The organism is Streptomyces sp. NPDC002884, from assembly GCF_040295245.1.
Lineage (GTDB): Bacteria > Actinomycetota > Actinomycetes > Streptomycetales > Streptomycetaceae > Streptomyces.
Genome location: NZ_JBEOVB010000002.1, coordinates 110,003 through 132,856, shown reverse-complemented (window position 1 = coordinate 132,856; position 22,854 = coordinate 110,003). Strand labels below are relative to the sequence as shown.

Annotated in this window: 22 protein-coding genes; 15 read left to right on the top strand and 7 right to left on the bottom strand. The window is 72.5% G+C overall.

Annotated elements, in window-relative coordinates; all coding sequences use genetic code 11:
• Nucleotides 1-23: 23 nt before the first annotated feature.
• The 4 genes from ABT070_RS05035 to ABT070_RS05020 all read left to right on the top strand — a co-directional run bounded on the left by ABT070_RS05035 (nt 24) and on the right by ABT070_RS05020 (nt 3,756).
• Complete coding sequence (locus tag ABT070_RS05035) at nt 24-1,562, top strand: ATP-dependent DNA ligase (RefSeq protein ID WP_351754799.1); 1,539 nt, start codon at nt 24-26, stop codon at nt 1,560-1,562.
• Complete coding sequence (locus ABT070_RS05030) at nt 1,559-2,032, top strand: NUDIX hydrolase (RefSeq protein WP_351754796.1); 474 nt, start codon at nt 1,559-1,561, stop codon at nt 2,030-2,032. Before ABT070_RS05035 ends, ABT070_RS05030 begins: the two co-directional genes overlap by 4 nt.
• 76 nt (nt 2,033-2,108) lie before the next feature.
• Nucleotides 2,109-3,494, top strand: a complete 1,386-nt coding sequence (locus ABT070_RS05025) for an NADP-dependent succinic semialdehyde dehydrogenase (protein ID WP_351754793.1) — start codon at nt 2,109-2,111, stop codon at nt 3,492-3,494.
• 25 nt (nt 3,495-3,519) lie between these two features.
• Nucleotides 3,520-3,756, top strand: coding sequence for a DUF6213 family protein (locus ABT070_RS05020; protein ID WP_028807142.1), 237 nt, complete (start codon nt 3,520-3,522; stop codon nt 3,754-3,756).
• A gap of 27 nt (nt 3,757-3,783) precedes the next feature.
• Here the strand turns inward: ABT070_RS05020 and ABT070_RS05015 are convergent, their stop codons facing one another.
• Complete coding sequence (locus tag ABT070_RS05015; protein WP_351754791.1) at nt 3,784-4,461, bottom strand: hypothetical protein; 678 nt, start codon at nt 4,459-4,461, stop codon at nt 3,784-3,786.
• A gap of 126 nt (nt 4,462-4,587) precedes the next feature.
• Entirely contained in the window at nt 4,588-5,814 is a 1,227-nt protein-coding gene (locus ABT070_RS05010; protein WP_054240462.1) for an acyl-CoA dehydrogenase family protein, read from the bottom strand.
• A 178-nt stretch (nt 5,815-5,992) separates the two neighbouring features.
• Between ABT070_RS05010 and ABT070_RS05005 the strand changes: the two genes are divergently transcribed.
• Entirely contained in the window at nt 5,993-6,634 is a 642-nt protein-coding gene (locus ABT070_RS05005) for a TetR/AcrR family transcriptional regulator (protein ID WP_020131608.1), read from the top strand.
• Between the two features lie 70 nt (nt 6,635-6,704).
• On the opposite strand, the gene def is transcribed toward ABT070_RS05005, so the two are convergent.
• Nucleotides 6,705-7,259: a peptide deformylase gene (gene def, locus ABT070_RS05000; protein WP_351754788.1), complete on the bottom strand. Its 555-nt coding sequence runs from the start codon at nt 7,257-7,259 to the stop codon at nt 6,705-6,707.
• A 158-nt stretch (nt 7,260-7,417) separates the two neighbouring features.
• Between def and ABT070_RS04995 the strand changes: the two genes are divergently transcribed.
• The 5 genes from ABT070_RS04995 (at nt 7,418) to ABT070_RS04975 (ending at nt 12,003) form a co-directional block, all read left to right on the top strand.
• Nucleotides 7,418-8,656: a MurT ligase domain-containing protein gene (locus ABT070_RS04995; RefSeq protein WP_351754785.1), complete on the top strand. Its 1,239-nt coding sequence runs from the start codon at nt 7,418-7,420 to the stop codon at nt 8,654-8,656.
• A gap of 17 nt (nt 8,657-8,673) precedes the next feature.
• The gene (locus tag ABT070_RS04990) at nt 8,674-9,402 is read left to right on the top strand and encodes a type 1 glutamine amidotransferase (protein ID WP_351754783.1); all 729 of its coding nucleotides are present in this window, start codon (nt 8,674-8,676) and stop codon (nt 9,400-9,402) included.
• A gap of 239 nt (nt 9,403-9,641) precedes the next feature.
• Entirely contained in the window at nt 9,642-10,667 is a 1,026-nt protein-coding gene (locus ABT070_RS04985; protein WP_351754780.1) for a 6-phosphofructokinase, read from the top strand.
• A gap of 142 nt (nt 10,668-10,809) precedes the next feature.
• Entirely contained in the window at nt 10,810-11,760 is a 951-nt protein-coding gene (locus tag ABT070_RS04980) for a cytochrome c oxidase assembly protein (RefSeq protein WP_351754778.1), read from the top strand.
• 60 nt (nt 11,761-11,820) lie between these two features.
• Nucleotides 11,821-12,003, top strand: coding sequence for a hypothetical protein (locus ABT070_RS04975; RefSeq protein WP_351754775.1), 183 nt, complete (start codon nt 11,821-11,823; stop codon nt 12,001-12,003).
• Here ABT070_RS04975 and ABT070_RS04970 read toward each other — a convergent pair.
• Genes ABT070_RS04970 through ABT070_RS04955 form a run of 4 tightly spaced genes read right to left on the bottom strand, consistent with a single transcriptional unit; the run spans nt 11,972 to nt 16,083 of the window.
• Nucleotides 11,972-13,195 carry a sensor histidine kinase gene (locus tag ABT070_RS04970; RefSeq protein WP_351754773.1) on the bottom strand — a complete coding sequence of 408 codons (1,224 nt, stop codon included), beginning with the start codon at nt 13,193-13,195 and terminating at the stop codon, nt 11,972-11,974. The genes ABT070_RS04975 and ABT070_RS04970 overlap by 32 nt on opposite strands.
• A 31-nt stretch (nt 13,196-13,226) precedes the next feature.
• Nucleotides 13,227-14,957: a sodium/solute symporter gene (locus ABT070_RS04965; RefSeq protein WP_351754770.1), complete on the bottom strand. Its 1,731-nt coding sequence runs from the start codon at nt 14,955-14,957 to the stop codon at nt 13,227-13,229.
• The gene (locus ABT070_RS04960) at nt 14,954-15,322 is read right to left on the bottom strand and encodes a hypothetical protein (RefSeq protein WP_451100715.1); all 369 of its coding nucleotides are present in this window, start codon (nt 15,320-15,322) and stop codon (nt 14,954-14,956) included. Before ABT070_RS04960 ends, ABT070_RS04965 begins: the two co-directional genes overlap by 4 nt.
• Complete coding sequence (locus tag ABT070_RS04955; RefSeq protein WP_351754766.1) at nt 15,319-16,083, bottom strand: LytR/AlgR family response regulator transcription factor; 765 nt, start codon at nt 16,081-16,083, stop codon at nt 15,319-15,321. The genes ABT070_RS04960 and ABT070_RS04955 overlap by 4 nt, the downstream gene beginning before the upstream one ends.
• Before the next feature lie 78 nt (nt 16,084-16,161).
• Between ABT070_RS04955 and ABT070_RS04950 the strand changes: the two genes are divergently transcribed.
• From ABT070_RS04950 to ABT070_RS04930, 5 genes are all read left to right on the top strand, one after another.
• The gene (locus ABT070_RS04950; RefSeq protein WP_351754763.1) at nt 16,162-16,647 is read left to right on the top strand and encodes an Lrp/AsnC family transcriptional regulator; all 486 of its coding nucleotides are present in this window, start codon (nt 16,162-16,164) and stop codon (nt 16,645-16,647) included.
• Nucleotides 16,648-16,810: 163 nt separating this feature from the next.
• Nucleotides 16,811-17,623 (top strand): dimethylargininase, encoded by an 813-nt coding sequence (ddaH, locus tag ABT070_RS04945; RefSeq protein ID WP_351754760.1) that lies wholly within the window; start codon nt 16,811-16,813, stop codon nt 17,621-17,623.
• Nucleotides 17,620-18,849, top strand: coding sequence for an ornithine--oxo-acid transaminase (gene rocD / locus ABT070_RS04940; protein ID WP_351754757.1), 1,230 nt, complete (start codon nt 17,620-17,622; stop codon nt 18,847-18,849). The genes ddaH and rocD overlap by 4 nt, the downstream gene beginning before the upstream one ends.
• A gap of 145 nt (nt 18,850-18,994) precedes the next feature.
• The gene (locus ABT070_RS04935) at nt 18,995-21,466 is read left to right on the top strand and encodes a SpoIIE family protein phosphatase (protein ID WP_351754754.1); all 2,472 of its coding nucleotides are present in this window, start codon (nt 18,995-18,997) and stop codon (nt 21,464-21,466) included.
• A gap of 82 nt (nt 21,467-21,548) precedes the next feature.
• On the top strand, nt 21,549-22,802 hold the full coding sequence (locus ABT070_RS04930) for a PP2C family protein-serine/threonine phosphatase (protein WP_351754751.1): 1,254 nt from the start codon (nt 21,549-21,551) through the stop codon (nt 22,800-22,802).
• The last annotated feature ends 52 nt before the right edge of the window (nt 22,803-22,854 follow it).

Here is a 22,854-nt window from a genome sequence, read left to right as displayed (position 1 = left end):
GGAGCGCGCCGCACCATGGCTGCATGCTGCTGACCCGGCTCGCCGACGTGTCCCGGGAGGTCGCCGCCACCTCGGCACGCTCCCGCAAGATCGCCCTGCTCGCCGAACTCTTCCGGGACGCGGAGGCGGACGACGTACCGGTCGTCATCCCCTATCTGGCCGGGCGGCTCCCCCAGGGACGGCTGGGCATCGGCTGGAAGGTGCTGAGCCGGGCGGTCCCCCCGGCCGACGGGCCGACCCTCACCGTGCGGGAGGCGGACGCCCGGCTCACCGAGCTCGGCCGGCTGTCGGGGCCCGGCTCGCAGGCCGAACGGACGCGCCTGGTCGGTGAGTTGATGGGCGCGGCCACCGCGGACGAACAGCGCTTCCTGCTCGGCCTCATCACCGGCGAGGTCCGGCAGGGCGCGCTGGACGCCATCGCCGTGGAGGGCCTGGCGCAGGCGACCGGGGCCCCCGCCACCGACGTCCGCCGGGCGGTGATGCTGGCCGGGTCGCTGCGGACGGTGGCTCAGGCGCTGCTCGCGGACGGACCGGCGGCGCTGGAGGCGTTCCGGCTCACCGTCGGCCGGCCGGTCCTGCCGATGCTCGCGCACACCGCGTCCGGCGTGGCCGAGGCGGTCGGCAAGCTGGGCGTCTGCGCGGTGGAGGAGAAACTGGACGGGATCCGCGTCCAGGTGCACCGCGACGGCGACGACGTCCGCCTCTACACCCGCACCCTCGACGACATCACCGACCGGCTGCCCGAAGTGACGGACGCGGCACGGCGGTTGACGGGGTCGCGGTTCATCCTGGACGGCGAGGTGATCGCCTTCGACGAGACGGGCCGCCCCCGCTCCTTCCAGGAGACGGCCGGCCGGGTCGGCTCCCGGGTGGATGTGACGGCGGCCGCCGAGGCGGTCCCCGTCGCCCCGGTCTTCTTCGACGCGCTGTCCGTGGACGGCCGGGACCTGCTCGACCTGCCGTTCGCCGAACGGCACGCGGAGCTGGCCCGGCTGGTGCCCGAGCCGATGCGGGTGCGCCGCACGGTCGTGTCCGGCCCCGGGGATGTCGAAGCCGCGGAGGAGTTCTCGAGGCAGACCCTGCTGCGCGGTCACGAGGGGGTCGTGGTGAAGGCCCTCGACGCGCCCTACAGCGCGGGCCGGCGAGGCGCGTCCTGGCTGAAGGTCAAGCCCGTGCACACCCTCGACCTGGTCGTGCTGGCCGCCGAGTGGGGCCACGGGCGGCGCACCGGCAAGCTCTCCAATCTGCACCTCGGCGCCCGCACCGCGGACGGCGGCTTCGCCATGCTCGGCAAGACCTTCAAGGGGCTGACCGACGCCCTGCTCACCTGGCAGACGGAGCGCCTGCGGGAGCTGGCCGTCGACGAGAGCGGACACGTGGTGACCGTACGCCCCGAACTCGTCGTGGAGATCGCCTACGACGGCCTTCAGCGCTCCACCCGCTACCCGGCCGGCGTCACGCTGCGCTTCGCCCGTGTGCTGCGCTACCGCGAGGACAAGCGCCCTGAGGAGGCGGACACGGTGGAGACGCTGCTCGCCGCCCACCCGCAGGTGCGCCCGTGACCCCCGCGACGCCGAGGCGCAGCGCGGGCCTGCTGTTGTTCCGGCACACCGACGACGGTCCGCAGGTGTTGCTGGGCCATATGGGCGGCCCGTACTTCGCGAAGAAGGACGCCGGGGCGTGGACCGTCCCGAAGGGCGAGTACGAGCCCGACGAGGCGGCCTGGGACGCGGCCCGCCGCGAGTTCCGGGAGGAGCTGGGCCTTCCGCCGCCCGACGGCGAGGCGATCGGTCTCGGCGAGGTCCGGCAGACCAACGGCAAGATCGTCACCGCGTGGGCGATCGAGGCGGACCTCGACCCGGCGGCGATCACACCGGGCACGTTCACCATGGAGTGGCCGCCGAGGTCCGGCCGGAACCGGGAGTTCCCCGAGCTGGACCGGGTGGCCTGGTTCGGGCTCGACCGGGCGCGCGAGCTGATCGTCACGGCACAGGCCGCGTTTCTCGACCGGCTGGCGGAGCACTCGGCCTGAGCGGATGCGCACGCGTTGCGGCTCAGGGGCCGGCGCGGGAAGGTCGAAGCACAGTCAGCTCTTCAGGAGGTCGGTCATGCCCATCGCGACGGTGAACCCGGCGAACGGCGAGACGCTTCGGACGTACGAGGCCATGGGCGAGGAGGAGCTGGAGCGCCGGCTCCAGCTCGCGGAGGCCACGTTCCGTACGTACCGGACGACGACGTTTCCCGAACGCGCCCGCCTGCTCGGCCGGGCCGCCGACCTCCTCGATGAGGACCAGGGGGACATCGGCCGCGTGATGACCACCGAGATGGGCAAGCCGGTGAAGCAGGCGCGCGCGGAAGCCGCCAAGTGCGCCAGGGCGATGCGCTGGTACGCCGAGCACGCGGCGGAACTGCTCGCCGACGAGGAGCCGTCCGCCGTCGACGTGAAGGACTCCGGTGCCGCGCGCGCCCTGGTCCGCTACCGGCCGCTGGGCCCGGTGCTCGCGGTGATGCCGTGGAACTTCCCGCTGTGGCAGGTGGTCCGGTTCGCCGCGCCGGCGCTGATGGCGGGCAACGTGGGTCTGCTCAAGCACGCCTCGAACGTCCCGCAGACCGCCCTGTACCTGGAGGACCTGTTCCACCGGGCCGGCTTCACCGAGGGCTGCTTCCAGACGCTGCTCGTCGGCTCGGGCGCGGTCGACGAGATCCTGCGCGACGAGCGGGTGAAGGCCGCGACGCTGACCGGGAGCGAGCCGGCCGGCCGGGCGGTCGCCGCCACCGCCGGGGAGATGGTCAAGAAGACGGTGCTGGAGCTGGGCGGCAGCGACCCGTACGTGGTCATGCCGTCGGCGGACGTCGACCGGGCCGCGCAGGTGGCGGTGACCGCCCGCGTGCAGAACAACGGGCAGTCGTGCATCGCCGCCAAGCGGTTCATCGTTCACACGGACGTGTACGACGCGTTCACCGAGCGGTTCGTCGCGGGCATGGCGGCGCTGAGGGTCGGCGACCCGCTGCGGGAGGAGACCGAGGTCGGGCCGCTGGCCAGCGAGCAGGGGCGGTCGGACCTGGAGGAGCTGGTGGACGACGCCCGGCGCTCCGGCGCCGCCGTGCTGTGCGGGGGCGAACGGCCCGACGGGCCGGGCTGGTACTACCCGCCGACCGTGCTCGCCGGGATCACCCGCGAGATGCGCATCCACCGCGAGGAGGCGTTCGGGCCGGTCGCGACGCTGTACCGGGCGGCCGACCTGGACGAGGCGGTGCTCATCGCCAACGACTCGCCGTTCGGCCTGAGTTCCAACGTGTGGACGCGGGACGAGGCCGAGGTCGACCGTTTCGTACGGGATCTGGAGGCCGGCGGGGTGTACGTCAACGGGATGACCGCGTCCCATCCGGGGTTCCCGTTCGGCGGGGTGAAGCGGTCCGGGTACGGCCGTGAGCTGTCCGGGCACGGAATCCGGGAGTTCTGCAACATCACCACGGTTTGGCACGGTGTGTGAGCGCCGCGCGGCTACGATCCCGGATGTGAACCGCGAAGTGACTCTGCCTCTGATCGTCGATGACCGCGGGACCTTGCAGGTGGCCGCGGCCGACGTGAGCAAGCTGCTCCGCACGCTGGGCGGCCGGTGGCTGCATCTCGTCGAGGCCGGGGCGGACGGGCTGGACGAGGACACCGTCGCCGCGTTGACCATCGAGCTCGCGAAGCTGGCCGACCGGATCGATGTGGCGTGCATCGCGCACAGCAGCGGGGGCGCGCCCTAGGCGGCTCCTGAGGGGCGCCCCGGCGCGCTACTTCACGCTGCCCGCGAAGATGGACGTCTCGGAGTCGAAGTCGGGAGCCACCTCGACCTGGAGGTACTTGGCGCTCTTGGGGAGTTCGCATCCCCAGGAGAACGACAGGGAGCGGCCGGCCAGGATGCTGGTGTCGGGGGTGCCGTCGAGACCGTCGTCGAAGATGGCCTCGCCCTCCTTGCCCTCGTCGCCGTAGGCGCAGTTCACGGTCATGCTGGTGGCGTCGAAGGTGGTCTTCGAGCTGTTGACGACCTTGATCGTGAACTTGACGTAGGGCGTGTTCTCGGGGGACGCGTAGTCGTGCGAGACGCCCCGGGCGAACTTCGACAGGCTGATCTCGACGTCGTTCTCGTAGACGACCGTGTCCGAGAGCGTGTAGGCGCCCTCCTCCGTCTCCTCGGCCGCCGGTTCGTCGTCCGCGTCCGTCTCGGCGGCCGTGTCGGCGCCGTCCGCGAACTCCGTCTCGGTGACGGTGACCGTGGGCGCGGCTTCCGCGACCTCGTCGCCGTCCCCGGTGACGAGCACCGTGACCGCGGACGCCAGGACCGCGGCGACCACGGCCGCGGCCACGGCGATGAGGACCGTGGTGGACCTCCTCGGCGGCAGGGGCGGCGGCGGAGGCGGGAACGGCGGGCCGTAGGCGGGCATCGGCGGTGGCGTGAAATCGTTGCTCATGGTCCCCCCAGGACTGTTCCGTTGAAGAGTAAATCATCTCTTGTCGGAGGTCGGACGGGGAGTCCCGGGACGGAAGCGGCCCCCGGGGTCCTCCCCCCGGGGGCCGGATCACGCCGTCGTCCGCGATCAGCGGATCGGCATCCCCGACAGCGTGCGGGCGATCACCAGGCGCTGGATCTCGCTCGTGCCCTCGAAGATCGTGTAAATCGCGGCGTCGCGGTGCATGCGCTCCACCGGGTACTCCCGGGTGTAACCGTTGCCGCCGAGGATCTGGATCGCCTGCGCGGTGACCTGCTTGGCGGTCTCGCTGGCGTACAGCTTCGACATCGAGCCCTCGGCGGCGGTGAACGGCTTGCCGTTGATCGCCATCCAGGACGCGCGCCAGACCAGCAGCCGCGCGGCGTCGATCTGCGTGCGCATGTCCGCGAGCTGGAAGGCGACGCCCTGGTTGTCGATGATCGGGCGGCCGAACTGCTCACGCGTCTTGGCGTAGTCGAGGGCCACCTCGTACGCGGCGCGGGCCGTGCCGACGGCCATCGCGCCGACCGCCGGCCGCGACGCCTCGAAGGTCGCCATCGCCGCGTTCTTCACGCGCTCGCCGCCCGTCCTCGCCCGCTCGCGGGCCCGCGCCAGGCGCTCGTCCAGCTTCTCCTTGCCGCCGAGGAGGCAGGAGCCGGGGATCCGCACGTTGTCGAGGATCACCTCGGCGGTGTGCGAGGCGCGGATGCCGTGCTTCTTGAACTTCTGGCCCTGGGCGAGGCCCGGGGTGCCCGGCGGGACGATGAAGGAGGCGTGCCCCTTGGAGCCGAGTTCGGTGTCCACGGCCGCGACGACGACATGGACGTTGGCGATGCCGCCGTTGGTCGCCCACGTCTTGGTGCCGTTGAGCACCCACTCGTCCTTGGCCTCGTCGTACACGGCACGCGTGCGCAGGGAGGCGACGTCGGAGCCGGCGTCGGGCTCGGAGGAGCAGAAGGCCGCCACCTTGACGTCGCTCGCGTCGCCGTACATCTGGGGGATCCAGGTGCCGATCTGCTCCTCGGTCCCGTTGGCGAGAACGCCCACGGCGGCGAGGCCGGTGCCCACGATCGACAGGGCGATGCCCGCGTCGCCCCAGAACAGCTCCTCCATGGCCATCGGGATGCCGAGGCCGGTGGGGTCGAAATACTGCTGGGCGTAGAAGTCGAGGGAGTAGATGCCGACCTTCGCGGCCTCCTGGATGACCGGCCAGGGAGTCTCCTCACGCTCGTCCCATTCGGCGGCCGCGGGGCGGATGACGTCGGCCGCGAAGCCGTGCAGCCAGTCCCGGACCTCCTTCTGTTCGTCGTTGAGCTCCATGGTGAACTCGGCCATGTCCCCTCCAGCGGCGGAACGTGCGTGTTACTAGCGGTAACGCGAGTCTGTTACCGGTGGGTAGGAAAAGTCAACTCCTGCTGACGGCCAGGGAGCCCCCCGGCCCGTTCGATGTCAGGCTGCTGCCAGGTGTTAGTTTGCGCAGGCGTCACCGAATCAGCACGGGTGGGGAGAGCTCATGGACACCACGCAGCGGACCGAGCAGCAGCGGTCCGCCGACCGCCGAAGGCGCGAGTTGCTGGAGGCCGCCGACCGGGTGGTGCTGCGCGACGGCCCGCAGGCCTCGATGAACGCGATCGCGGCGGAGGCGGGCATCACCAAACCGATCCTCTACCGGCACTTCGGTGACAAGGGTGGACTTTACGCCGCGCTCGCCAAACGGCACACGGACGCGCTGCTCGACTCGCTGCGGGCCGCGCTGGACGCCCCCGCCGAGCGGCGCGAACGGGTGGAGGCCACGCTGGACACCTACCTCGCCGCCATCGAGGCACGGCCCCAGGTGTACCGGTTCCTGATGCATCCGTCGGACGGGTCGCCGGGCGAGCAGGGCTTCGACGTGGGCAAGCACTCGGCGCCGCTGCTCCGGCGGATGGGTGAGGAGCTGGCCCAGGTCATCGAGGACCGGGTGGACCTCGGACCCGGAAGCCAGCAACTGGCCCGGGTGTGGGGGCACGGGATCGTCGGCATGATGCACGCGGCCGGGGACTGGTGGCTGGGTGAGCGGCCCTGCACCCGTGCGGAGCTGGTGCGGAGTCTGGCCGATCTGTTGTGGGGCCGCCTCGCGGCGGCCGGCGACAAACTCGGCGGGCCCGGGTTCTGACGGTCGCCCGCCGGGCGCGGCCGTCGTGCGGGCGCTCGCGCCCACGACGCCCGGCCGCCCGCCGGCGCGCCTAGACGGAGCCGGTCCCCCGGCTCCAGGAGGCTCGTGCGGCCTGGCGCGCCAGCCTGCCCTTGCGCCACCCCGTCACGCGGTCCGCGTACACCGTGCCCTCCAGATGGTCCGCCTCGTGCTGCAAGCATCTGGCAAAAAATCCGGTGCCATGCACGGTGACCGGCTCGCCCGCCGTGGTGAACCCCTCGACCACCGCGTGGTCGTGGCGCTCCGTGCCCGCCTCCAGACCCGGCAGCGAAAGACAGCCCTCCGGGCCGCGCAGGACGATGCCGTCCGCCTCCACCAGCCGGGGGTTCACCACATGGCCCAGGTGACGGACGTCCTCGTCGTCGGGACAGTCGTAGACGAAGACCCTCAGCGGCACGCCCACCTGGTTCGCGGCCAGGCCCACGCCCTCGGCCGCGTACATCGTGGCGAACATGTCCTCGACCAGGCGGGCGAGTTCGGGGCCGAAGTCGGTGACGTCCTCGCAACGGGTGTGCAGGACGGGGTCACCGAGCAGGGAGAGGGGCCGGACGCGCCCGTGGGCGCCCGGGATGGAGCCGTGTCGCATGGCGGCAAGGGTACGGTCCTTTCTGACACGCGCATGCCGCACACGGGCGTGAGGTGGTGCCGGGATTCGGGAGTGGGAATGGATCTCGATAGGCTGACCACCCACCACGTTGCCGTACGGCAGAGGCGCGGCGCGTACGCAAGGAGGATCGAGAACTGATGGCAGGCAACTCGGACCCGCTCACGCCGCGGGCCAAGATCGCCGTGACCGCCGGCAAAGCGGTCGCGGCGGCGTCGCGCGCCGCGGGGCGCGGCAGCGGTTCGGTGATCGGCGGCCGGGTGGCGCTCAAACTCGACCCCGACCTCCTCGCCCGGCTCGCCCAGAACCTGGACGTCATCCTGGTCTCGGCGACCAACGGCAAGACCACCACCACGCGGCTGATCGCCGAGGCGCTGCGCGCCGCCGGACCGGTCGTGTCCAACGCGCTCGGCGCCAACATGCCGGCCGGCATCACCTCGGCCCTCGCGGGCGGCTCCGAGGCCCGCTACGGCGTCATCGAGGTCGACGAGAAGTACCTCGCGGGCGTCGCCCGGGACACCGCCCCCAAGTGCATCGCGCTGCTCAACCTCTCCCGCGACCAGCTGGACCGCGCCGCCGAGACCCGCATGCTCGCGGAGAACTGGCGTGAGGGGCTTGCCGGTTCGAAGGCCGTCGTCATCGCGAACGCCGACGACCCGCTGGTGGTGTGGGCCGCCTCCTCCTCCCCCAACGTGATCTGGGTCGCCGCCGGGCAGATGTGGAAGGACGACGCCTGGTCGTGCCCGTCCTGCGGTGGTGTCATGCAGCGGCCCGGGGACGACTGGTTCTGCGGCGAGTGCGGGTTCCGGCGTCCGACGCCGAGCTGGGCGCTCTCCGGGGACCACGTGCTCGACCCGCACGGGTCCGCCTGGCCGATCCACCTCCAGCTGCCGGGCCGCGCCAACAAGGCCAACGCCGCCTCCTCGGCCGCCGTGGCCGCCGTCTTCGGGGTGCCGCCGCAGGTGGCGCTGGAGCGGATGTACGCGGTGCAGGCCGTCGCCGGGCGCTACGACGTCGTCCAGTTCCAGGGGCGTGACCTGCGGCTGCTGCTCGCGAAGAACCCGGCGGGCTGGCTCGAGACGTTCAGCCTGATCGATCCGCCGCCCACCCCGGTGATCCTCTCGGTGAACGCGCGCGGCGCCGACGGCACCGACACCTCCTGGCTGTGGGACGTCGACTACACGCGTCTGACCGGCCACCCGATCTTCGTCGTCGGTGACCGGAAGCTGGACCTCGCGGTGCGTCTGGAGGTCGCCAACCAGCACTTCCAGGTGTGCGAGAACCTCGACCAGGCCGTGCAGCAGGCGCCGCCGGGCCGGATCGAGGTCATCGCGAACTACACCGCGTTCCAGGACCTGCGCCGCCGCGTCGGCAACTGACCACTAAGGACGATTCCATGAGCGACAACCAACTGCGGCTGGTGTGGATCTACCCGGACCTGCTGAGCACCTACGGCGACCAGGGCAACGCCCTCGTCGTCGAGCGCCGCGCCCGGCAGCGCGGCCTGGACGTGGCGCGTCTCGACGTGCGCAGCGACCAGCCGATCCCGACCTCCGGCGACATCTACCTCATCGGGGGCGGCGAGGACCGGCCGCAGCGCCTCGCGGCGGAGCGGCTGCGCCGGGACGGGCACCTGTACCAGGCGGTGCAGAACGGCGCGATCGTCTTCGCGGTGTGTGCCGGCTACCAGATCCTGGGCCAGGAGTTCGTCAACGACCTCGGCCAGCGTGAGCCGGGTCTCGGCCTGCTGGACGTGACGACGACGCGCGGCGAGGGCGAGCGGTGCGTCGGCGACGTCCTCGGGGACATCGACCCGCGGCTCGGTCTGCCCCCGCTGACGGGCTTCGAGAACCACCAGGGCATCACCCACCTCGGCCCGACCGCCCGCCCGCTCGCCCGCGTCTCGCTCGGCAAGGGCAACGGCACCGGCGACGGCACCGAGGGCGCGTACAACGACACCGTGTTCGGCACGTACATGCACGGCCCGGTGCTCGCCCGCAACCCGCTGATCGCGGACCTGCTGCTGAAGCTGGCGCTCGACGTGAACGCGCTGCCGCCGATCGACGACCACTGGTACGAGGCGCTCCGCAACGAGCGCATCTCCGCCGCGCAGCAGCCCGCGTAGGACGGCCCGCGCGGCAGCGCGTGGGCACTGCTGCGCGGCAGCCCGTGCGACCGTGTGTTCACCTGATGGTCAGGGTGTCGTCAGCAGCCCGTCTGACGGTGCATCCGCACAGGTGAGCACGCACGTCCAGCAGGCGGACGCGTGCTTCGGCCCCGCCCCCTCCTGCCGCTAGGGTGGCGGGGATTCGAGCCGGACAGTGTGGTCCGGACCGGCCCACGTGGAGAAGGTTGTTTCGGGCTATGCGCATTGGTGTCCTCACGTCCGGCGGCGACTGCCCCGGCCTGAACGCCGTCATCCGGTCCGTCGTGCACCGCGCCGTCGCCGACCACGGCGACGAGGTCATCGGCTTCCGGGACGGCTGGAAGGGCCTCCTGGAGTGCGACTACCTCAAGCTCGACCTCGACGCGGTGGGCGGCATCCTCGCCCGCGGCGGCACGATCCTCGGTTCCTCCCGGGTCCAGCCCTCGCATCTGCGGGACGGCGTGGAGCGGGCCCGGGGCCATGTCGCGGAGCTCGGCCTCGACGCGATCATCCCGATCGGGGGTGAGGGCACGCTCAAGGCCGCGAAGCTGATGTACGACAGCGGGCTGCCCATCGTGGGCGTGCCGAAGACCATCGACAACGACATCGCCGTCACCGACGTCACTTTCGGTTTCGACACGGCGGTCGGTGTCGCGACCGAGGCGCTGGACCGGCTGAAGACCACCGCCGAGTCCCACCAGCGGGTGCTCGTCGTCGAGGTCATGGGACGCCACACCGGCTGGATAGCGCTCCAGTCCGGCATGGCGGCAGGCGCCCACGCCATCGTCGTACCGGAACGGCCCTTCGACATCGACGAACTGGCCCGGCGGGTCGGCGAGCGGTTCGAGGCGGGCAAGCGGTTCGCGATCGTCGTCGCGGCCGAGGGCGCGAAGCCGAAGGCCGGCAGCATGGCCTTCGACGAGGGCGCGAAGGACATCTACGGGCACGAGCGGTTCGCCGGGATCGCCCGGCAGCTCTCCGTCGAGCTGGAGTCCCGGCTCGGCAAGGAGGCGCGGCCGGTCATCCTGGGGCATGTACAGCGGGGCGGCACGCCGACCGCGTACGACCGGGTGCTCGCGACGCGGTTCGGCTGGCACGCGGTGGAGGCGGTGCACCGGGGCGAGTTCGGGAAGATGACGGCGCTGCGCGGGACGGACATCGTGATGGTGTCGCTGGCGGAGGCGGTCGCGACCCTCAAGACCGTTCCCGAGGACCGGTACGCGGAGGCGGAGACCGTGCTCTAGCCGTCCGGCGGGTGCGGGTCCTTCGTGACCCCGCGCCTCCGGGCGGGACCGTTCGCCCCCGGTGACCGAGGTCGCCGGGGGCTTCTCTACTCTTGTGGGCGGCAGGAAACGTACAACCCCCCACGAATCAGGAGCCGGCGGCATGGGACACAGCGGGCACGGCATGACCATGGATCTGCCGCCGTTCACGCTGGGGCGGGGCCTTCAGTGGTCGGCGGACCCGTTCTTCCTCGTCGGCTGCCTGGTGGGGCTGGGACTGTACGGGTGGGGTGTCCTGCGGCTGCGCCGGCGCGGGGACGCATGGCCGGTGGGGCGGACCGTGTCGTTCGTCGTCGGTGTCCTGACCATCGGGCTCGTCATGTGCACCAGGCTGAACGACTACGGCATGGTCATGTTCAGCGTGCACATGGTGCAGCACATGGTGATCAGCATGCTGTCGCCGATCCTGATCCTGCTGGGCGCGCCGATGACGCTGGCGCTGCGCGCGCTGCCGGCCGCCGGCCGGGGTCGCAAGGGGCCGCGTGAGCTGCTGCTGATGCTGCTGCACAGCCGCTACATGCGGATCGTCACCCATCCCGCGTTCACCATCCCGCTGTTCATCGCGAGCCTGTACGCGCTCTACTTCACGCCGATCTTCGACTTCCTGATGGGCTCCAGGGCGGGGCACCTCGCGATGATGGTGCACTTCCTGGCCGTCGGGGTGGTGTTCTTCTGGCCGATCATCGGTGTGGACCCGGGTCCGAGCCGGCCCGGCTATCTGATGCGGATGCTGGAGCTGTTCGCGGGCATGCCGTTCCACGCGTTCTTCGGCATCGCGCTGATGATGGCGTCGCAGCCGATGGTCGGGACGTTCGAGAACCCGCCCGCCTCGCTCGGCATCGACGCGCTCTCCGACCAGAACGCGGCCGGCGGCATCGCCTGGGCGTTCAGCGAGATCCCGTCCGTGCTGGTGCTGATCGCGCTGCTGTTCCAGTGGTACGGCTCCGAGCAGCGGCAGGCCAAGCGCAAGGACCGGGCCGCGGACCGCGACGGTGACCGGGAGCTGGAGGCGTACAACGCCTATCTTGCGTCGCTCGACGCACACGGGCGCTGAACCCGGGGCACCATGGAGGGGACGCGCCCTGCGGAGGGCGGCCCCGAGGAAGGTGTCGCGATGGCAGGTACCACGGACAGTTCCACGAAGACCATGGGGGTGTTCACCGTCGGCGGGCTCGTCGCGGTGACCGCCTACACGGTGGCGCTCGGCAGCAACGGCTGGCTGTGGTTCGGCTGGGTCGTGCTGGGGCTGATCACGCTGGCCATGGTCATGACGCAGACCGGCCCTGGCCGCCGGTGAGGCGGGCCGCCGAGTGCACGCCCGGCTGGTACTTCGGCAGCCGGGCGGTGATCTTCATCCCCGCCCCCAGGGCCGTCTCGATGACCAGGCCGTAGTCGTCGCCGTACACCTGGCGGAGCCGGTCGTCCACGTTGGACAGACCGATGCCCCCCGACGGGCTCACCTCGCCGGCCAGGATGCGGCGCAGCGCGACCGGGTCCATGCCGGCGCCGTCGTCCTCGATGACGACCAGGGCCTCGGCGCCGGCGTCCTGCGCGGTGATCTGGATGTGGCATCGGTCGGCCTTGCCCTCCAGGCCGTGCTTGACGGCGTTCTCGACGAGCGGCTGGAGGCAGAGGAAGGGCAGGGCCACCGGGAGGACCTCGGGGGCTATCTGGAGGGTGACGGCCAGCCGGTCGCCGAAGCGGGCCCTGACCAGCGCCAGATAGTGGTCGATGGCGTGCAGTTCGTCGGCGAGGGTGGTGAAGTCGCCGTGCCTGCGGAACGAGTAGCGGGTGAAGTCGGCGAACTCCAGGAGCAGCTCGCGGGCACGCTCGGGGTCGGTGCGCACGAACGACGCGATCACCGCGAGCGAGTTGAAGACGAAGTGCGGGGAGATCTGGGCGCGCAGGGCCTTGATCTCCGCCTCGATCAGTTTCGTACGGGACTGGTCGAGGTCGGCGAGCTCCAGCTGGACGCTCACCCAGCGGGCCACCTCGCCGGCCGCCCGGACCAGGACGGCGGACTCGCGGGGCGCGCAGGCCACGAGGACGCCGTGCACCCGGTCGTCGACGGTGAGCGGGGCGAGCACGGCCCAGCGGACGGGACAGTCGGCGTGCTCGCAGGTGAGCCGGAAGGCCTCGCCCCGGCCGCTCTCCAGCGGGCCGGACAGCCGTTCCATGATCTCGGCGCGGTGATGTGCTCCCACGCCGTCCCAGACCAGCACCTCGCTCTCGTCGGTCAGGCACAGTGCGTCCGTGCCGAGCAGGGTGCGCAGTCTGCGGGCCGATCTGCGGGCGGTCTCCTCGGTGAGACCCGCCCGGAGCGGGGGCGCGGCGAGCGAGGCGGTGTGCAGGGTCTCGAAGGTGGCGTGCTCGACGGGGGTGCCCAGGCCGCCGAGGTTCTCGGGGCGGGCGGTGCGGCGGCCCAGCCAGAAGCCCACGGCGAGGAACGGGAGGATCGCGATGCAGACGCCCGCCAGGAAGCCGCTCACGCCGTCGCCTCCGTCGCTGTCGCGTGCGCCGTCATGCCTTCGCCTCCGCCGCCCGCAGCTCGTCCGTGCGCAGTTCCTCGGGCAGGTGGAACCGGGCCAGGATCGCCGCCGTGCCGGCCGGGACCCGCCCCGGGGTGGCCAGGGACACCAGGATCATGGTGAGGAAGCCGAGCGGTACGGACCACAGCGCGGGCCAGGCGAGCAGCGCGTGCAGACCGCCCGTGCCGGGGAAGCCCGCCATGGTCGCGGCGACGGCGACGAACGCCGAACCGCCGCCCACCAGCATCCCGGCGGCCGCGCCGGGCGGAGTCAGCCGGCGCCACCAGATGCCGAGGACGAGCAGCGGGCAGAAGGAGGACGCCGACACGGCGAAGGCCAGCCCGACCGCGTCGGCCACCGGCAGGCCGCCCACCAGCAGGCTCGCGGCGAGGGGTACGGCCATGGCGAGCCCGGTGCCCAGCCGGAAGTGCCGTACGCCGCGGGTCGGCAGGACGTCCTGGGTGAGCACGCCCGCGACGGCCATCGTCAGCCCGGACGCCGTGGACAGGAACGCGGCGAAGGCTCCCCCGGCGACCAGCGCGCCCAGCAGGTCGCCGCCGAGGCCGCCGATCACCCGGTCGGGCAGCAGCAGGACGGCCGCGTCGGCGTCGCCACTGAGGGCCAGTTCGGGGGCGTAGAGGCGGCCCAGGGCGCCGTAGACGGGCGGCAGCAGGTAGAAGGCGCCGATCAGGGCGAGGACGGCGACCGTGGTGCGGCGGGCGGCGACTCCGTGCGGACTGGTGTAGAAGCGCACGACGACGTGCGGCAGGCCCATGGTGCCGAGGAAGGTCGCGAGGATCAGGCCGTAGGTGGCGTACAGGGGGCGCTCCTCGCGGCCGGCGGCGAGGGAGGTGGACATGCCGCCGTTGCTGCCGCGCTCGGCGACGGGAACGGCGGTGCCCTCGGCGAAGGTGAGGCGGGCGCCCCGCTCGATGCGGTGGGTGCCGACGGGGAGCCGGAGCACGGCGTCCCGGTGCGGGCGGCCGTCGACGCGGCCGTCCACCGTCACGGTCAGCGGGCGGTCCAGTCGGAGGTCGAGGGTGTCGTCGATGCGGACGACCCGCTGGTCGCGGAAGGTGGCCGGTTCCCCGAAGGCGTCGCGCGGTGCGCCGTCGCCCTGCCAGGCGAGGACCAGGAAGAGGGCCGGGACGAGGAGGGCGGTGAGCTTGAGCCAGTACTGGAAGGCCTGCACGAAGGTGATGCTGCGCATGCCGCCCGCGGCGACGGTCGCGGTGACGACGACCGCGACGATCAGCCCGCCGAGCGAGTCGGGGGCGCCGGTCAGGACGGTCAGCGTCAGCCCCGCGCCCTGGAGCTGGGGCAGCAGGTAGAGCCAGCCGACACCGACGACGAAGGCGCCCGCGAGCCGCCGGGACGACTGGGAGGCGAGGCGGGCCTCGGCGAAGTCGGGGAGCGTGTAGGCGCCGGAGCGGCGCAGCGGGGCGGCGACGAAGAGCAGCAGCACGAGGTAGCCGGCGGTGTAGCCGACCGGGTACCAGAGCATGTCCGGCCCCTGGACCAGGACCAGGCCCGCGATGCCGAGGAAGGAGGCGGCGGAGAGGTACTCGCCGCTGATGGCGGCCGCGTTGAGGCGTGGGCCGACGGTGCGCGAGGCGACGTAGAAGTCGGAGGTGGTGCGGGAGATGCGCAGGCCGAAGGCGCCGACGAGGACGGTCGCGACGACGACGAGCGCGACGGCGGGGACGGCGAAGGCCGAGTTCATCGGTCCTCGACCAGGCGTACGAGGTCGCGTTCGTTGCGTTCGGCGCGGCGCACGTACCAGCGGGCGAGCAGGACGAGCGGGGCGTAGAGGCAGAAGCCGAGGACCGCCCATTCGAGACGGTGGGCGTCGGGCATCGCCGCGAAGAGCAGCGGGAGCGGCCCCACGAGCAGCATGAGGACGGCGAACACCGCGAGGGCGGCGCGCAGTTGGGAGCGCATCAGGGAACGGACGTAGGTGTGGCCGAGGGTGGTCTGTTCGTCGATCTCGGAGCGCGGCCGGTAGTAGCCGGAGGCGCGCCGGGTGCGCCGGGCGGGGCCGGTGACCACGACACGCCGTTCGGCGGGGTCCTGGTGGGGCACGGTCAGGGCCTCCTCATCAGCAGGTCCCGCAGTTCGCGGGCGTGCCGGCGGCTGACCTGGAGTTCCTCGCCGCCGACCAGGACGCTCACCGTGCCGGTGTCCAGGCGGAGTTCGCCTATGTGGCGCAGGGCGACGAGATGGCGGCGGTGGATGCGGACGAAGCCGCGGGCGCGCCAGCGCTCCTCCAGGGTGGACAGGGGGATGCGCACCAGGTGGCTGCCGCGCTCGGTGTGCAGCCGGGCGTAGTCGCCCTGGGCCTCGACGTGGGTGATGTCGTCGACGGCGACGAAGCGGGTCACACCGCCGAGCTCGACGGGTATGTGGTCCGGGTCGGGCTCGTGCACGGGGATGCGCGGGGCGGCTCCGCGGCGTTCGGCGGCCCTGAGTTCGACGGCGCGACGGACCGCCTCGGCGAGGCGTTCCTTGCGGACGGGCTTGAGGACGTAGTCGACGGCCTTGAGGTCGAAGGCCTGGACGGCGAAGTCCTCGTGGGCGGTGACGAACACGACCAGGGGCGGCCGTGCGAAGCCGGTGAGGAGGCGGGCGAGGTCGAGGCCGTCGAGGCCGGGCATCTGGATGTCGAGGAAGACCACGTCGATGGCCTCGGGGCCGTCGGGGCCGGACTCCAGGGCGCGGTTGAGGCGGCGCAGCGCCTCGGTCGCGTCGCCGGCGCCCTCCACGGTGCCGATCCGGGGGTCCGCGGTGAGCAGGTACAGCAGCTCCTCCAGCGAGGGGCGTTCGTCGTCGACGGCGAGGGCGCGCAGCATGAAGGTGGAGTGTAGGGGCGATCCGCACGACTGGACATGTACCGGGGTGTGGACGTACGCGCTGGATACAGTGCCCGCATGAACAGCGCGCCCGCCCCTTTCGACGAACTCGACCGGAAGATCGTCACCGCTCTGATGGCGAACGCCAGGACGAGCTTCGCCGAGATCGGGACGGCCGTCGGGCTGTCGTCGACGGCGGTCAAGCGCCGGGTGGACCGGCTGCGGGACACCGGGGTGATCACCGGGTTCACGGCCACCGTGCAGCCGTCGGCGCTGGGCTGGCGCACGGAGGCGTACGTGGAGGTGTACTGCGAGGGCGCCGCGCCCCCCAGACGGCTCGCGGAGGTGGCGCGCAACCATCCGGAGATCACCGCCGCGATGACGGTGACGGGTGGGGCGGACGCGCTGCTGCATGTGCGGGCGCGGGACGTGGAGCACTTCGAGAACGTGCTGGAGCGCATCCGGGCCGAGCCCTTCATCCGGAAGACGATCAGCGTGATGGTGCTGTCCCATCTGCTGCCGGACAGCCCGGAGGCGGGCGCGAGCCAGCCCGCTCCCGAATAAACCTGCGCGGGCGCAGCGAACCTGCGTCGACCGGGTGAATCACGCAGCATTCCTGCGTCAACACGCAATGCTTGTTCCTTGTCGGGCGTCCCGGTCATTTCCTACCTTGGTGTCGATCCCCCGTCGACACCGTAGGAAAATGGAAAGGTGGAGGTACCTCTCTGTGACCGAGACCCGTGTGCGGCGCCCCCGGCGCTTTCTCGTCTGTGAGCCCAGACACTTCGCCGTGCAGTACGCGATCAACCCCTGGATGCGTCCCGACAGCCCCGTCGACGTCGACCTCGCCCAGGAGCAGTGGCAGGCGCTGATCCGCGCCTACCGGGCCCACGGCCACACCGTGGACACCGTGGAGCCGGCCCCCGGACTCCCGGACATGGTCTTCGCCGCGAACTCGGCGGTCGTGGTGGCGGGCCGGGTCTTCGGCTCCCTGTTCCACGCGCCCGAGCGCCGGCCCGAGTCCGTCCACTACGACACCTGGTTCAAGGCGGCGGGCTACGACGTCCACCGGCCGGAGTCCGTCTGCGAGGGCGAGGGCGACCTGGTGTGGACGGGCCGGTACGTGCTGGCCGGCACCGGCTTCCGGACCACCCGTGAGGCACACCGGGAGGTGCAGGAGTTCTTCGGCCACCCGGTGATCAGCCTGACCCTGGTGGACCCGCACTTCTACCACCTGGACACGGCGCTGTTCGTCCTGGACGACGACAACATCTCGTACTACCCGGAGGCGTTCTCCTCCGGCAGCCGTGAGGTGCTCGCCCGGCTCTATCCGGACGCGGTGCTCGCCACCCGCGACGACGCCATGGTGTTCGGCCTGAACTCGGTCTCCGACGGGCGCCATGTCTTCATCGCGCCCCGGGCCGAGGCCCTCGCCTCCCGTCTCACCGAGCGCGGCTATGTCCCCGTCCCCGTCGACCTCTCCGAGTTCCAGAAGGCCGGCGGTGGCATCAAGTGCTGCACGCAGGAGATCCGTTCATGACCGCACCCGTCGTCCCGACGCGCACCTCCGCCGATCTGATCCGCGCCGAGGAGCCCGTCCTCGCGCACAACTACCATCCGCTGCCCGTGGTCGTCGCGAGCGCCGAGGGCGCCTGGGTGCAGGACGTCGAGGGCCGCCGCTACCTCGACATGCTGGCCGGCTACTCGGCCCTCAACTTCGGCCACCGGCATCCGCTGCTGATCGAGGCGGCCCACCGCCAGCTGGACCGTCTCACCCTCACCTCCCGCGCCTTCCACAACGACCGCCTCGCCGAGTTCGCCGAGCGGCTCGCGGAGCTGACCGGCCTGGACATGGTCCTGCCGATGAACACGGGCGCGGAGGCGGTCGAGAGCGGCATCAAGGTGGCCCGCAAGTGGGCGTACGAGGTGAAGGGCGTACCCGCCGACCGGGCGACGATCGTGGTGGCCGCGGAGAACTTCCACGGCCGTACGACGACGATCGTGAGCTTCTCGACGGACGAGACGGCACGGGCCGGGTTCGGGCCGTTCACGCCGGGCTTCCGGATCGTGCCGTACAACGACCTGGCCGCGCTGGAGGCGGCCGTCGACGAGACGACGGCGGCGGTGCTGATCGAGCCGATCCAGGGCGAGGCGGGCGTCGTCATCCCCGACGACGGCTATCTGGCCGGGGTGCGGGAGCTGACCCGCCGCAGGAACTGTCTGTTCATCGCGGACGAGATCCAGTCCGGCCTCGGCCGTACCGGACGGACGCTCGCCGTGGAGCACGAGGGGGTCGTTCCCGACGTGCTGCTGCTCGGCAAGGCGCTGGGCGGCGGGATCGTGCCGGTGTCGGCGGTGGTGGCCCGGCGGGAGGTGCTGTCGGTGCTGCGGCCGGGCGAGCACGGGTCGACGTTCGGCGGCAATCCGCTGGCCGCGGCGGTCGGCACGGCGGTGGTGGAACTGCTGGAGACGGGTGAGTTCCAGCGCCGGGCGACCGAGCTGGGCGTCGTCCTGCGGGACGGGCTGACCGGGCTGGTCGGCAAGGGCGTCGTCGGTTTCCGGGCGCGCGGGCTGTGGGCTGGCGTCGACGTCGACCCGGCGCTGGGCACCGGCCGCGAGGTGAGCGAGCGCCTCATGCGGGAGGGCGTCCTGGTCAAGGACACCCACGGCTCGACCATCCGGCTGGCGCCGCCGCTGACGATCACCGGCGAGGAACTGGCCTCGGCGCTGGCCACCTTGGAGAAGGTGCTGACGCGGGACGCCTGAGGGACGCGCCCCGCGAGGGGCGCGGATTCCCGGCCGCGCCGGTGCGCGGCGCCCGCCTCCCGGGTGGCTCGGCCGCTGTCGTGCAGGCAGGGTGAAGATTGGGTCAGGAGGTGGTAGACCACTCTCAGCGACAGAGAGGTCGGCCGTGGGCGCACACGACGAGGACGACGTTGCCCGCCGGTGGTTCGACGTGGCGGACACCGCCCCCCTGCTGCTCGACACGCGGGGGGTGGTGACGAGCTGGACCAGGGACGCCGAGCGCCTGCTGGGGTATCGGGCCGCCGAGGCGGTGGGCAGGGACCTGGCCGCGGTGCTCACCCCCGGGGACGCCGCACGGCTCCCGTACGTCATGGACCGGTGCCGTCGGGACGGCGGCTGGGCGGGGCTGCTGTCCGCCCGCCGCCGGGACGGGCGGCCGGTGTCCGTCATGGCGCGGTTCACCTCGGCCGACGAGCCCGGCGGCGCGCGCTGGCTGGTCCTGCTGAACGAGATGTCCGACGCGCCCGGCTGGGACATGAGCCGCGCGGTGCTGGAGCAGATGATCGGCGGCTCCCCGATCGGCATAGCGATGGTCGACACCGACCTGCGTTTCGTGTGGTCGAACGCGGCGCTGGCCCAGTTCGGCGGCGGTCCGCCCGAGAGCCGGCTGGGGCTGCGGCTGGCCGAGGTCCAGCCGGGGCTGGACTCCGAGGCGATCGAGGCGCAGATGCGACGGGTGCTGGCGACCGGCGAACCCGTCCTCGGCTACGAGTTCGTGGGGCGGGTCCGGGCGGCACCGCACCGCGAGACGGCGCACATGCTGTCGTTCACCCGCCTGGACGACGACCACGGCGGCCCGATGGGCGTCTACTACACGGTCGTGGACATGACCGAGCGGCACCGCGCCCGGCAGCGGCTCGCCCTGCTCGACCGGGCCGGCCGGCGCATCGGCCGCAGCCTGGACATCGCCCGGACCGCTCAGGAGCTGGCGGACGTGGCGGTGCCGGGGTTCGCCGACCTCGTCACCGTGGATCTGCTGGAGCCGGTGCTGCGGGGCGCCGAGCCCACGCCCGACCGGGCGGGTGACGGCGCGGACGACTCCGTCACCCTGCGCAGGGCGGGACGGCGGGCGGCCGGCGATCCCGCGGACGCGGCCGGTACCCGGGAGGTCGTGCACCGGGCCGGCTCACCCGCGGTGCGCTGTCTGGCCGGCGGGCGGCCCTGGCGGGTCGAACGCCTCGATCCGCTCGACCCGCTCGATGCGCCCAACGAGGAGTGGGTCGCGGGTCTGCCCGCCGGATCCGAGCCCCCCAGCGCCCTGATCGTGCCGGTCCGGGCGCGCGGCGTCACGCTCGGCGTGACCACGTTCCTGCGGCAGCACCGGCACGAGCCGTTCGGCGAGGACGACCTGGTCCTCGCCGAGGACCTCGTCTCCCGGGCGGCCGTCTGCGTGGACAACGCCCGCCGCTACACGCGCGAGCGCGACGCGGCTCTGGTGCTCCAGCGCAATCTGCTCCCCCGCCGGCTGCCCGAGCAGGACGCGGTCGAGGTGGCCGCCTGCTACCGGCCGGCCGACGAGCTGACCGGTCTCGGCGGTGACTGGTACGACCTGATCCCGCTGTCGGGGGCGCGGGTGGCGCTGGTCGTCGGCGAGGTGCCCGGGCACGGCATCGACGCCGCCGCGGCCATGGGGCGCGTACGGACCGCCGTGCGGACCCTGGCCGCCCTGGATCTGCCGCCCGAGGAGATCCTCGCGCACCTCGACGACCTGGTCACCCGCATGGACGACGAGGAGGGCGTGGCGGCGGAGACGGAGCCGCAGGGGCCGCCGGATCCGCGGAGGGGCGGCGCCCAGACGGTGGGCGCCGCGTGCGTGTACGTCGTCTACGACCCCGTCGACGGGCGGTGCGTGATGGCCGCGGCCGGGCACCCCGCCCCGGCGGTCGTCCTGCCCGACGGCACCGTCACGTTCATCGAGCTGCCGCAGGGGCCGCCGCTCGGCGCGGGCGGGCCGCCGTTCGAGTCGTCCGAGGTGACCCTGCCGGAGGGCAGCACGCTCGCGCTGCACACGGACGGTCTGCTGGCCCGGGGCGAGCGGTGGGCACTGGACACCGACCGGGAACGGCTGCGGCAGGCCCTGGAGCAGTCGGCGGGCACGCTCGAGCTGCGCTGCGGGACGGTGATCGACGCCCTGGTCCCGGCCCGCCCCTACGACGACGTGGCCCTGCTGATGGCCCGGACGCGCCGGCTGGCCGCCGACCGGGTCGCCGACTGGGAACTGCCCGCCGACCCGGCGGCGGTGGCCGAGGCCCGCAAGACGGCGAGCCGCCGGCTCGCGGAGTGGGGTCTGGCGGACCTGTCGTTCACCACCGAGCTGGTCGTGAGCGAGCTGGTCACCAACGCCATCCGGTATGCCGTCGGACCGATCCGGCTGCGGCTGATCCGCGAGCGCACCCTGGTCTGCGAGGTCTTCGACGGCGGCACCACCGCGCCGCATCTGCGCCATCCGCGCGCCACCGACGAGGGCGGCCGCGGGCTGCTGCTGGTCTCGCAGGTCACCCAGCGGTGGGGCACCCGCTTTCTGCCGGAGGGCAAGATCATCTGGGCGGAGCAGTCGCTCACCGAGCCCGGCGTGTGAGCGACTCCGCGAAACGGCACATCAACCCGATTCGTCACACGACATGAGAAAATGACGCAAGACCGGCGGATGGGGCGCGTCCATGAACGACACGGCGATCGACTACGCGGCGGTGTTCCAGGCACTGCCGGGCATGGTGGCGCTGCTGACGCCCGAGCTGGTGTACGCGGACGCCAACAGGGAGTACCTGCGGGTGGCGGGCCGCAAGCGCGAGCAACTGATCGGCCGGCACCTCTTCGAGGTCTTCCCCGACAATCCGAACGACGGCGCCGCGACCGGCATGCGCCACCTGGCGGCCTCGCTGCGCCGGGTGCTGGACACCGGCGAGCGGGAGGCCATGGCGCTCCAGCGCTACGACGTCGAGTCGAGCGAGCAGCCCGGCGAGTGGGAGGAGCGCTACTGGAGCCCCGTCAACGCCCCCGTGTACGGACGGGACGGCTCGGTGGTGCTGCTGGTGCACCGGGTCGAGGAGGTCACCGAGCTGATCCGGGCCCGCGGCGGCCGCGGGGCGGGCGGGGACGGAGCACGGGCGGGCAGCCGGGGCCGCGTCCTGGAGGCCGAGCTGTACACCCGCGCCCGTGAGCTCCAGGAACTCAACGAGCGGCTGCGGCTGGCGCACGCCCGGGAACGCGAGGTGGCCCTCGCCCTCCAGGAGGCGATGCTGCCCGCCGGACGGCAGGTCGGACACCACCGGGCCGCCGTGCGCTACCGGCCGGCGGTCGGCGCGCTCAACGTGTGCGGGGACTGGTACGACCTGGTGGACCTCGTCGGCGGCAACCGTCTCGGCGTGTCGGTCGGCGACGTCGTCGGGCACGGCCTCGAGGCCGCCGGGGTGATGGGCCAGCTGCGCAGCGCGCTCAGCGCGACCTCCCGGGTCGCCGCGGGTCCGGCCGAGGCGCTGAACGTCCTCGGGCGGTACGCGCATGTCGTGGACGGCGCCGAATCGGCCACCGCGGTCACCACGTTCATCGACTTCGACCACCGCACCATCACCTACAGCAGCGCCGGGCACCCCCCGCCCGTGCTCGTCCACGCCGACGGCCGGGTGGAGTTCCTCGACCGGGCCACCGACCCCCCGCTCGACGCCCGGCCCACGCCGGTCCGCCGGCCCCAGGCACGCACCGCCTACGACAGCGGCGCCACCCTCGCCCTGTACACCGACGGACTCGTGGAACGGCGGCACGAGGACATCGACACGGGCCTCGCCCGCCTCGCCGACTCCCTCGCGCGCCACCGGGAGGCGGACCCGGAGTCCCTCGCCGACGCCGTCCTGCTGGAGCTGCTGCCGCCCGGGGGCGCGACCGACGACACGGCGCTGGTGATCGTGCGGCTGTGAGCGGCGCCGTCGGCCGCCGCCGGGCAGGTCAAAAGCGGAGGGGAGGTGAGGA